Source organism: Promicromonospora citrea, from assembly GCF_013004695.1.
GTDB lineage: Bacteria > Actinomycetota > Actinomycetes > Actinomycetales > Cellulomonadaceae > Promicromonospora > Promicromonospora citrea.
In genome coordinates, this window is record NZ_JABEMG010000138.1 from 1 (window position 1) to 11,196 (window position 11,196).

7 protein-coding genes and 1 pseudogene are annotated in these 11,196 nt (G+C 73.9%); 3 read left to right on the top strand and 5 right to left on the bottom strand.

Annotated features, from left to right (window positions below; translation table 11 throughout):
• Positions 1-203: 203 nt before the first annotated feature.
• Positions 204-2,300, bottom strand: a complete 2,097-nt coding sequence (locus HLB15_RS19640; RefSeq protein WP_171107816.1) for an acyltransferase family protein — start codon at positions 2,298-2,300, stop codon at positions 204-206.
• 190 nt (positions 2,301-2,490) lie between these two features.
• Between HLB15_RS19640 and HLB15_RS19645 the strand changes: the two genes are divergently transcribed.
• A complete protein-coding gene (locus HLB15_RS19645) occupies positions 2,491-3,984 on the top strand; it encodes a S8 family peptidase (RefSeq protein ID WP_171107818.1) in 1,494 nt (497 codons plus the stop codon).
• 30 nt (positions 3,985-4,014) lie between these two features.
• Here the strand turns inward: HLB15_RS19645 and HLB15_RS19650 are convergent, their stop codons facing one another.
• The 4 genes from HLB15_RS19650 to HLB15_RS19665 form a co-directional block, all read right to left on the bottom strand.
• The gene (locus tag HLB15_RS19650; RefSeq protein ID WP_171107819.1) at positions 4,015-6,183 is read right to left on the bottom strand and encodes an acyltransferase family protein; all 2,169 of its coding nucleotides are present in this window, start codon (positions 6,181-6,183) and stop codon (positions 4,015-4,017) included.
• Between the two features lie 242 nt (positions 6,184-6,425).
• A complete protein-coding gene (cysN, locus tag HLB15_RS19655) occupies positions 6,426-7,745 on the bottom strand; it encodes a sulfate adenylyltransferase subunit CysN (RefSeq protein ID WP_171107821.1) in 1,320 nt (439 codons plus the stop codon).
• The gene (gene cysD / locus HLB15_RS19660) at positions 7,745-8,647 is read right to left on the bottom strand and encodes a sulfate adenylyltransferase subunit CysD (RefSeq protein WP_171107823.1); all 903 of its coding nucleotides are present in this window, start codon (positions 8,645-8,647) and stop codon (positions 7,745-7,747) included. Before cysD ends, cysN begins: the two co-directional genes overlap by 1 nt.
• Positions 8,644-9,525 (bottom strand): 3'(2'),5'-bisphosphate nucleotidase CysQ, encoded by an 882-nt coding sequence (locus HLB15_RS19665; protein ID WP_171107825.1) that lies wholly within the window; start codon positions 9,523-9,525, stop codon positions 8,644-8,646. The genes cysD and HLB15_RS19665 overlap by 4 nt, the downstream gene beginning before the upstream one ends.
• Positions 9,526-9,788: 263 nt before the next feature.
• Here HLB15_RS19665 and HLB15_RS19670 point away from each other — a divergent pair, with 263 nt between their 5' ends.
• Entirely contained in the window at positions 9,789-10,793 is a 1,005-nt protein-coding gene (locus HLB15_RS19670; protein ID WP_171107826.1) for a sulfite exporter TauE/SafE family protein, read from the top strand.
• Positions 10,790-11,196, top strand: a pseudogene (locus HLB15_RS19675) (adenylyl-sulfate kinase); the annotation flags it as partial. The gene HLB15_RS19670 and the pseudogene HLB15_RS19675, both read left to right, overlap by 4 nt.

Here is an 11,196-nt window from a genome sequence, read left to right on the forward strand (position 1 = left end):
GACCAGCCCGCCCGCCCAGCGCCGCCGCCGGACCCTGCCGCGGACCCGCGCCCGGGTCGTGGCACGAGTCGTCGCACGGGGGACGGCTGACGGCGGACCGGGCTGCGCGGCGGTGCGAGGCTCCATCCCAGCACGCTACGGCCGGGACGCCCGGCTCGCAGGGCGGCGCGCGGCCCGGCCGGCGAACCGGCCGGGCCGCCTCGTCAGCGGACCTCGGGGAGGATCTCGCGGACCCGGTCGGTGACCTGGTCCATGTAGGTGCGCGTCACGTGGTTCGGGTCGCGGTACACCAGCACGTTGCCGATCACCGCGGGGCACGTCGTCTCGTCGCAGAACAGGTCGAGCACGTCGCCCGACGTCGCGCGTGGTGCCGCCTCGAGCGCGGCGGGCACCGTCCGGCGGCCGGCGAGGGCGTCCTCGCGCGGCTGGTCGCACTGCGCCGGGTCGGTGTAGTTCTCGGTGACGCACTCGATGACGTCCTCGCGCGCGTGCGGGGTGTCCCGCAGGACGACGACCTGCGCGCCCAGGTCGGCCAGCTCGTTCCACACCTCGGCCAGCCCGGCGGCGGGACCCTCCTCGCCGTAGCGGGCGAGCGAGTAGGACTCCTGGTACGCGGTGACCACCACGTCGGGTGCGAGCTCGCGCAGCTCGGCGCGCGTGCGCGCGTTGGCGGCGTTGCAGGCGTCGACCTCCGGGCTGTCGCCGACCCGGGACCCCGCGCTGTACGGGCACGCGGAGTGCAGGTAGGTGACCACGCGCCACCCGCGCTCGGTGGCCACCCGGGTGACCGGCTCGGTGAACATGGCGGCGTGCGAGTCGCCGACGACGGCGACGGTCGCCGCCGGGTCGTCGGTGACACCGAACTCGCACCGGGGCGTCACGGTCGCGCGCTGCGCGGCCTGGCACGCGTCCACCCCCGGGTGCTTGTCCTCCGCCGCCTTCATCGGGTTGGGCGAGATCGCGGTGCTCCCGTCGACGAACGGCGCGAAGTCCCGCTCGATGCCCTCGGGGATGGTCTCGTCGGCCTCGGCCGCCGCCTCGCGGGCGTTCGCGTCCCAGCGCTCGACGATGCCGTGCACGCGCAGCGGCAGCGTGAGGACGAGGCCCGTGACCACGACCATCGCGACGAGGGCGGTCACGAGCATGCGCCCGTTCGCCCGGAACCACCCGGCGGTGCGCACCGGCTGCTCGACCAGGGTGTAGCTGGCGATCGCCATCGCGAACGACGCCACGAGGATCACCATGACGTCGGTGAACCGCGGCTCCCGGCCGGTGTAGAGACCGAAGAAGACGATCACCGGGAAGTGCCACAGGTAGAGCGAGTACGAGATGTCGCCCAGCCGCTGCACGCCCCACGACTCGGTGACCGTGCGCAGCGACCCCGGACCGGACGTGCGTCCCGCGACGATCACGGCGCACGCGCCCAACGTCGGCGCGAGCGCCGCGAACCCGGGGAACGGGGTGCCGTCGTCGAGCACGCAGGCCGCCGCGACGATGGTCGCCGCCCCGAACACCGCGAGGGTGTTGCGCAGCGGCGCGAAGCGTGCCGTGTCCTGCACGAGCAGGGCCAGCACGCCGCCGACGGCGAGCTCCCAGACGCGCGTGAACGTCGAGTAGTACGCCACCGGGTCGTCGGCGAGCGACTGCTGCACGCCCCACACGAACGAGGCGACCAGGACCGCGCCGAACAGGGCCAGCAGGATCCGCCGCAACCGGGCGGGGTCGCGGACGACGACGCGGCGCGCCCCGCCCCACAGCGCGAGGCCGAGGAGCACGAGCAGCGGCCAGAACAGGTAGAACTGCTCCTCCACGCCCAGCGACCAGAAGTGCTGGAACGCCGTGGGCTCGTTGGTCGCGGCCTGGTAGTCGACCGCCTCGGCCGCGAGCGCCCAGTTCTCGACGTAGAGCACGGAGGCCAGCGCCTGCTTCCACCACGACTCCACCAGCGAGGGCGGCAGCAGCACGAACGCGATGACGATCACGCCGATCGTGGTGACGAGCGAGGCGGGCAGGATGCGCCGCGCGCGGGCGGCCCAGAACTTCGCCAGGCTGACCCGGCCCGTGCTCGACGCCTCGCGCCAGAGGTGGCCGGTGATGAGGAAGCCGGAGATGACGAAGAAGACGTCGACCCCGATGTACCCGCCGGGCAGGACGGCGGGGTCGATGTGGTAGATCACCACGAGCAGCACTGCGAGCGCGCGCAGGGCCTGGACCTCGGGGCGGAACGTTCTGCGGGGCCGGACGGGGCTGCTGGGAGCCCGGTGGGTGGTGGCGGCCGGGGCTGTCGTCGTTGCCGTCATCAGGTCGAGGGGACTCTTCGTGTCGGGGTCAGGACGGTTCACTGTGCCACAGGCGGGGCCGGCGGGTGAAAACGTGTCGTTCCGGCGGCGGTTCATCCGGGGCGGCGCGAGGACGAACCGGGCGATGGCGCGTAGGTTGCCCTACGGGTCCCGCAGGAGGACCTGCCCATCACCCACAGGAGAGTGAAGCATGCGCGTCTCCCCTCACCGGCGAGCACTCGCCGTCGCCACCGCGACGGCACTCGCACTGACCGGGCTCGGCACAGCGGCAGGTTACGCCGCCGACGAGCCGCCGTCGACGCCAGTGCCGATCGACACACCGGACGGAGCCCTGTTCTCCTACGTCGTGAACACGGAGCGCCCCGGCGCGGCGCCGACGGCCCTGGCCGCGCGCGCCGTCGAACGGGCCGACGGCGTCGTCGTGCAGGCCTGGCCGCAGATCGGCGTGGTCGTGGCGCACTCCGCGAACGGCTCGTTCCGCGCCGACGTGGTCGCGGCCGACCGGCACCACGTGGTCGAGTCCGTGGGCGCCACCCGCACGGTGTCGCCGACCGAGGGCACCCCGGGCGCCGAGGCGCCCGGCGGCGTGCGGCCGGGCAAGGCCGTCACCGGCCGGGCGACCAAGCAGGACGCCGGCACCGTCGACGGGCCGTCCCGCAGCGCCGCCGACCCCGACCCCGGGGAGGTGACCCAGTGGGACATGGCCATGATCAAGGCCGACCAGGCGATCGAGATCGACCCGGGCTCCTCCGACGTCGTCGTCGGCGTGCTGGACTCGGGGATCGACGCCTCGCACCCCGACCTGGCCGATCAGGTCGACCCCCGCCGCTCGGTGAACTGCTCCGACGGCGGCCGCCCCGACCGCTCCGCGACGGGCTGGCTGCCCACGACCTCCGACCACGGCACCCACGTCGCCGGCACCATCGCCGCGGCGCGCAACGGCGTCGGCATCGTGGGCGTGGCTCCCGGCGTGCGGCTCGCGTCGGTCAAGGTCGTCAACGACGACGGGTTCATCTACCCCGAGTACGCGGTCTGCGGGTTCGTCTGGGCGGGCCTGCAGCGGATGGACGTCACCAACAACTCCTACTACGTGGACCCGTTCATGTACTGGTGCGAGGACCAGCCGGACCAGGCGGCCGCGAAGGAGGCCGTGCGCCGTGCGGTCGAGTTCTCGACCCGCCGCGGGGCCGTGCACGCCGCCGCCGCGGGCAACGCCGCGACCGACCTGGCGAACAACACGGCCGACTCCTCCAGCCCGAACGACTCGACCCCGGTGCAGCGCGTCATCAACTCCGGCTGCGAGGACATCCCCGCCGAGCTGGACGGCGTGGTCACGACGTCGTCGGTGACGCAGACCGGCGCACTGAGCTCGTTCTCCAACCGCGGCCTCGGCGTGATCGACGTCGCGGCGCCGGGCAGCTCGATCCTGTCCACGACGCTCGACGGCACCTGGGGCCTCAAGAGCGGCACGTCGATGGCGTCGCCGCACGTCGCGGGCGTCCTGGCGCTCCTGAAGTCGGCCCACCCGCGGTGGAGCCCCGCCCGGCTGGAGGCCGCCGTCCGGGCCCAGGCGGACGACCACGAGTGCACCACCGCCTCGGGTCCGGTGTGCGTGGGCACGCCCGCGGACAACGGGTACTACGGCGACGGCGTGGTCGACGCCCTGGAGGCCGTGACCCGCTGACCGCCCGCCGAGCGAGCCCGCCCGTCCGCGTCAGAACCGCTCGCGGACGGGCGGGCTCCCCACGTCGGCGCTCTCCACGCCCTCGCTGTCCTCGGGGGCGACGAACAGCCACGGGCACCGCACCTGCAGCGCCCGGCGCAGCGGCCGTGCCAGCGTCTCGGCGTAGGTCGCGGTGAGGTGGTTGTCGTCGCGGTAGATCAGGACGTTCCCGACCACGCCCTCGCAGAGCACGTCACCGCAGAGGAAGCGCGTCAGGTCGATGCGCACCACCGAGTCGGGCACCTTGTCCGACGTCGCGACGGGGTCGACCGGCGAGTACACCTCGGCACGCGGTCTGCTGCACGGCGCCGCCGCGCCCGGCCCCGAGCCCGTTGCCTCGCCCGAGGCCACCTGCTCGACGCACGCGGGCACCTGGAACGGGAACCGGGGGTTGTCCCGCAGCGTGACCACCCGGATGCCTGCCTGCGCGAGCCGGCGCCACGCGCGCGCCTCGCGCGGGACGACGACGTCGCCCGGCCTCGTCGTCGACGTGCGGCTGCCGACGACGACCACGGCGTCCGGACGCAGCCGTTCCAGCTCGTCCAGCACGTTGAGGCGCCACGACCAGCACCGGTCCAGGGACCCGGGCTCGCCGGTCGGCGCGGCCAGCCGACAGCCGTGGCGGCCCATGAGCAGCACCCGCCAGCCCTCCGTGCGGCCGACCTCCCGCATCGCGGGGGCCCACTGGACGATGTGCGAGTCACCCACCATGACGACCAGGTGGTCGGCCTCCGGCGGGTCGTTGAGCACGCAGGCCAGCGGGGCGTCCGTCCCCGGGGCGTTCGAGTTGCCCTGGACGCACCCCTCCTCCTCGACCGCCGGCAGGTCACGCGGGGCGACCTGGGGGGCGGGCAGCACGGCCACGTCGGCGACCACCGTCGGGTGGAACGTGGGGCTCAGCGCGAGCGCGCCCGGGTAGGCCGCGGGGTCGACGGGCTGCTGGGCGGCCGCCAGCAGCGCCTCGTCCCGCTGCTCCAGCAGCCGCAGGCCGACCACGGAGCCCGACGCCGCGACAGCGACGGCGGCCGTCGCGGCGACCAGGGCGCGCACCCCGCCGAACCGCACCTGGAAGCGCTGCGCCGGGTCGGCCACGAGCTTCGTCGTGAGCCACGACAGCGCCACCGAGACCGCGAGGACCGCTGCCGCGCCGAGCGGGTCGATCCGGTCCCGGCCCGTGTGGTTCAGGTAGGCGATGAGCAGCGGCCAGTGCCACAGGTACAGCGCGTACGAGATGTCGGCCACGAGACGCAGCGGCGCCAGCTCGAGCAGGCGCCGCGGGCCCCACGCGGCCGGGCCGCCCGAGCCCACGAGCACGAGCAGCGCGCCCGCGACGGGCCACAGTGCCAGGGGGCCGGGGAACAGCGCGCCGCCGTCGAGCACGAAACCGCTCGAGACGACGAGGCCGAGGCCCGCCCAGGCGAGCACCGGACGCAGCGGCCGCGCCACGTGCACCCACGGCTGCACCACCGCGAGGAGCGCGCCGACGCCGAGCTCCCAGAACCGCGCCCACGAGTGGAAGTAGGCCACCTGCTGGTCCACGCCGTGCAGGTGGAGCGCGAAGACGAACGACGCGACCGTCGTGCCGAGCACCACCACGAGCAGCACGTCGCGCGCGCTGATCCACAGGCGGTGGGCGAGGACGGCCACGAGGGTCACCACGAGCGGCCAGACGAGGAAGAACTGTCCCTGGACGGACATCGACCAGAAGTGCTGCACCGGGCTGGTGCCGGGGCCCGCCGCACCGTACGCGAGCTGGCCGGAGATCATCTCCCAGTTCACGACGTAGAGCGCCGAGGCGAGGATCTCCCGCCCCGTCTGCACCCAGGTCCCGCTGGGCATGGCCCACCACGCGAGGCCGGCGGTCGCGGCGAGGACCACGAGGGCGGGGCCGACGAGCCGGGAGAAGGTGCGCCCGTAGTGCTCGGCCAGGCTGCGCCGGCGGCCGAACAGCGACCGCGTGGCCAGGTAGCCCGAGAGGACGAGGAAGACGTCGACGCCGCCGGACACCCGCCCGTCGCCGAACAGGTGGAACGCGACCACGAGGGCCAGCGCGAGCCCGCGCAGTCCGTGCAGCTCGGGGATGTGCCCCAGCCGCGGCACGCGGGCGACCACGTCCGGCCCGCCCGGCGCATGCTGCGGCGGGGTGAGGACTGCGGTCACCTGGGGTACCTCCGGGTCGGCGAGCCCGCCACGGCCGGGCACCTCGCGGCGACCGCGGTGACGGGCGTCCGTCCTGCGACGGAGGAAGGCCGCCGGCGCGGGGCCGGCGGCCTTCCGGCGCTGGGCAGCGTACCAGGACCGGCCGGGCTCGATGCCGGGTCCCCGGCCGGGCTCGATGCCTGGTCAGGACCCTGGTCAAGGCTCGGCCACGGGCCCGTCAGGGGCCGGTCGGCGACCGGGCGTCAGTACTGCTGGACCGTGCCGCCGATCATGCCGGCGGCGACCGTCTTGTTGGTCGCCTCGTCGACGAGGATGAACGCCCCGGTCTGCCGGTTGGCCTGGTAGGAGTCGACGAACAGCGGCTGGGTCACGCGCAGCCGGATGCGCGCGATCTCGTTCAGCCGGATCTCGCTCGCCTCCTCGTCCCGGTGCAGCGTGTTCACGTCGACGCGGTAGTTGATCTGCTTGACCATCGCCCGCGCCCACCGGGTCGTGTGCTTGATCGCGTACTTCTTGCCCTGCACCAGCGACGCCGACTCGTCCATCCAGCAGATCTGCGCGTCGACGTCCTGCGTGACCGTGGGGGCGTTGTTGGGACGGCAGATCATGTCGCCGCGCGAGATGTCGATCTCGTCGGTGAGGCGCACCGTGACCGACATCGGGGGGAACGCCTCGGCCACCGGGCCGTCCGCCGTGTCGATCGACGCGATCGTCGTCTCCAGACCGGCGGGCAGGGCCAGCACGCGGTCGCCCGGCTTCATGACGCCCGACGCGACGGTGCCCGCGTAGCCGCGGTAGTCGCGCGCGTCGTTCTGCTGCGGCCGGATCACGTACTGCACGGGGAACCGCACGTCCACCAGGTTGCGGTCCGACGCCACGTGCAGCCGCTCCAGGTGGCTGAGCAGCGGCGAGCCGTCGAACCACGGCATGTTCTCCGACCGCGTCACCACGTTGTCGCCCTGCAGGGCCGACACCGGGATGAACGTCAGGTCGGGCACCCGCAGCCGGGAGGCGAACTCGGCGAACTCCCTGCGGATGTTCTCGAAGACCGCCTCGTCGTAGTCGACGAGGTCCATCTTGTTCACGCAGACGACGACGTGCGGCACGCCCAGCAGCGTCGCGAGGAACGTGTGCCTGCGGGACTGCTCGACGACACCCTTGCGCGCGTCGACCAGGATGAGGGCGACGTCGGCCGTCGAGGCGCCGGTGACCATGTTGCGGGTGTACTGGATGTGGCCGGGCGTGTCCGCGATGATGAACTTGCGCTTCGGCGTCGCGAAGTAGCGGTAGGCCACGTCGATGGTGATGCCCTGCTCGCGCTCGGCGCGCAGGCCGTCCGTCAGGAGCGAGAGGTCCGCGTAGTCGTTGCCACGGTCCCTGCTCACCTGCTCGACCGACTCGAGCTGGTCGGCGAAGATCGACTTGCTGTCGAACAGCAGGCGGCCGATCAGGGTCGACTTGCCGTCGTCCACGGAACCGGCCGTGGCGAAGCGCAGCAGGTCGCCGCTGACGACCGCGCCCGACGGCTGGGTGTGACCGGGCTCGGGGAGCGTCGTCGTCATCAGAAGTAGCCTTCCTTCTTGCGGTCCTCCATGGCGGCCTCGCTGACCCTGTCGTCACCGCGCGTGGCGCCGCGCTCGGTGAGACGCACGGCCGCCACCTCCTCGACGACCTCGCGCAGCGTCGCGGCGCCGGACTCGACGCACGCGGTGAGGTTCGCGTCGCCGACGGTGCGGTACCGGGTGGACCGGACCGTGGCGACCTCGCCGTCCTTGAGCGGCGTGAACTCGTTGACCTCGTAGAGCATGCCGCCGCGCTCGACGACCTCGCGCTCCGTGGCGAGGTACAGGTCGGGCAGGTCGATGTCCTCGGCCTCGATGTAGGACCAGATGTCGAGCTCGGTCCAGTTGGACAGCGGGAACACCCGGATGGACTCGCCCTGGTGGACGCGGCCGTTGTAGAGGTTCCAGATCTCCGGGCGCTGGTTCTTGGGGTCCCACTGGCCGAAGTCGTCGCGGAAGGAGAACACGCGCTCCTTGGCACGCGCCTTCTCCTCGTCGCGGCGGCCGCCGCCGAACAGGGCGTCGAAGCCGTGCTTCTCCGCGGCCTCGAGCAGCACCGGCGTCTGGATCCGGTTGCGGGAGCCGTTGGGCTCCTCCTGCACCAGGCCGCGGTCGATCGCCTCCTGCACGGAGGCGACGACGAGCTGGACGCCCGTGCGCTGCACCCACCGGTCCCGGCAGTCGAGCACGGTCTGGAAGTTCAGGCCCGTGTCGACGTGCATGATCGGGAACGGGATCCGCGCGGGGGCGAACGCCTTGGCCGCGAGGTGGAGCATGACGATGGAGTCCTTGCCGCCGGAGAACAGCAGACAGGGCCGCTGCATCTCGGCGACCACCTCGCGCATGATGTGGATGCTCTCGGCCTCGAGGCTGCGCAGCTGGCTCAGGACGTGACTCTTCACGGCTGGGCACCTTCCTTGCGATCTGCCCCGACCACGGACGCGACACCGACGGTGTCGAGCAGGCCGCGCAGGTGCGCGACGAGTGCCGGGGGGCATACGAACAGGTCGGGGAGCCACGGGCTCTCCCGGTTGTACTCGAGCTGTGCACCGTCCAGCCGGGTGCACACCAGCCCGCGGGACCGGGCGACGGCGACGGGCGCCGCGGAGTCCCACTCGTACTGGCCGCCGGCGTGGACGTAGGCGTCCACCGTACCGTCGGCCACGGCGAGCACCTTGACGCCGGCCGAGCCCATCGGGACCAGCTCCACGTCGTCGCGCTCGGCGAGCGCCGCCACGAACTCCGGCGGACGGCTGCGGCTCGCCGCGAGGCGCAGCGGGCGCTCGCCCGCCAGGACGGCGGCGCTCCGGTCGTCCGTCGTCACGCCGTCGGCGGTGGTCGGCACCTGGCCGCGGGCCGGGAGCGCGACGGCCCCCGCCGTGAGCCCGACGCCCCGCTGCCACAGCGCGACGTGCACCGCGAAGTCGTCCCGCCACTGCCCTGCGGAGGCGTCGGGTGCGGGTCGCTCCGCGAACTCGCGCGTGCCGTCGAGCGGGTCGATGATCCAGACCCGGTCCGCCGTGAGACGCGCCGGGTCGTCGGCGGCCTCCTCGGAGAGCACGGCGTCGGCGGGGCGGGCGGCGGCGAGCGCCTCGGCGAGCCACGCCTGGGCGGCGGCGTCGCCGGCGTCCTTGAACGGGCGGGCCTCGAACGAGCCGCCCGCGGCGTCCACCTCGGCGCGCAGCGCCAGCAGTACCTCGGCGGCCCCGGCGGCGAGCGCGTGGGCGAGGGCGTCGTCGTCGAGCCCCGCCGACGGCAGGGCGGGAGGGTGCGAGCTCATCGGTCTCCAGGTCTGAGAGGTCTGCGGGCCCCTGCCTGCGGGGCCCTGACGGGCGGACCTGTCCCCGGGTAGCGGCCCCGCCCGCCCGGTCCGGGCGAGCTGCCGGGCGGAACACCGGCGACCGCGCCGAGGCTACCATTCGTGCATGCGATCCACTGCCAGGGGGGCCAATCCGTGCTGATCGCCGATCGACCCACATCTTTTACCTATAAAACCGACCGGAATGATGGGCCATCGGCCGGGTCGGGCGGACGGGTGCTGCCGTGACCGTCGACCCGGCCCTCGTCCTCGGCGGGCTCGCCGTCGGCTTCGTCGTCGGCCTGACCGGCATGGGCGGCGGGGCGCTCATGACGCCGATGCTCATCTTCGTCTTCCGGGTCGACCCGCTCACGGCCGTCTCGAGCGACGTGGTCGCGAGCCTGTTCATGAAGCCGGCCGGCGCGCTCGTGCACCTGCGGCGGCGGACCGTCGACCTCCGCCTCGTGCTGTGGCTCTGCGTCGGCTCCGTACCCGCGGCGTTCTGCGGCGCGCTGCTCATCCGGGCCCTGCCGTACCAGGGCTCGCTGGACACCGTGCTGCAGCGCGTGCTCGGCGTCGCCCTGCTCGTCGCCTCCCTCGGCCTGGTCGTCCGCGCCCTGCTCCAGATGCTCCGGAGCCGCACGGCGCTCGGCGAGGGACCGTCGCGGCCGACGGCGCCGCGCGAGCTCGTGGTCCGCCCGGTGCCGACGGCCGTCCTCGGCGCGGTCGCAGGTCTCCTGGTCGGCATGACGTCCGTCGGCGCCGGGTCCGTCGTCATCGTCGTGCTCCTGCTGCTCTACCCCGCGCTCAAGGCGTCCCAGCTCGTCGGCACCGACCTCGTGCAGGCTGTGCCGCTCGTCGCGGCGGCCTCGCTGGGCCACGTGCTGTACGGCGACTTCTCGCTCGACCTGACGACCTCGCTGCTCGTGGGCGCGGTCCCGGGCGCCTGGTTCGGCGCGCACGTCTCCTCCCGGGCCCCCGGCGGCATCATCCGGCGCGCCCTGGCCGTGCTGCTCCTCGCCTCGGCGCTCAAGCTCCTCGGCGCGAGCCTGCCCGTCGTGCTCGGCGCCGCGGCGGCAGCCCTCGTGCTCGGCAACCTCGTGTGGTTCCAGGTGCGCCGCCGCTACGGGGCGGCGGAGCGCGGGACGACAGGCGACCCGGCGGAGGACCCCGCCCACGACCCGGTAGACCCGGCAGACCCGGCAGACGACCCGGCCGACGACCCAGCAGAGACGAGCCCGCACCGATGACCGACTCCTCCCCCGCACGCGTCCTGTCCGACGACGAGCTGGACCTCCTCGAGCTGGCGCTCGGCGGCGCGATCAGCCCCGCGGCCCTCGCGAGCGCCCTGGCCGGCGCGGCCGTCGGGCCGCTCGGCACGTCGCGCACCGCCACCGTGCTCACCGACGCCGAGAACACCCCGCTCGCCCGTCTCACGGCCCAGGACGACGGCGGCGCCGGCCTCGAGCCGCTCAAGCCCCTGGCCACGGCGGTCGGCCCGCAGTGGGACCCGGCCGTGCGGCGCCCGGCCCGCGAGGTCCGCGCGGAGGTCGCCGGGACGGCGGGGCCGCAGGAGGACGCCGACGTCCTCGGCCTGCTCGTCACCGAGGCCCCGACCCGCGACGAGGCGGGCGTCGCGCGCGGGCTGCGCAC

What these genes read in the sequence shown, in the direction of transcription:
- cysN (WP_171107821.1), bottom strand. Translation starts at nt 7,745, where the DNA reads ATGACGACGACGCTCCCCGAGCCCGGTCACACCCAGCCGTCGGGCGCG.
- HLB15_RS19640 (WP_171107816.1), bottom strand. Translation starts at nt 2,300, where the DNA reads ATGACGGCAACGACGACAGCCCCGGCCGCCACCACCCACCGGGCTCCC.
- HLB15_RS19645 (WP_171107818.1), top strand. Translation starts at nt 2,491, where the DNA reads ATGCGCGTCTCCCCTCACCGGCGAGCACTCGCCGTCGCCACCGCGACG.
- HLB15_RS19665 (WP_171107825.1), bottom strand. Translation starts at nt 9,525, where the DNA reads ATGAGCTCGCACCCTCCCGCCCTGCCGTCGGCGGGGCTCGACGACGAC.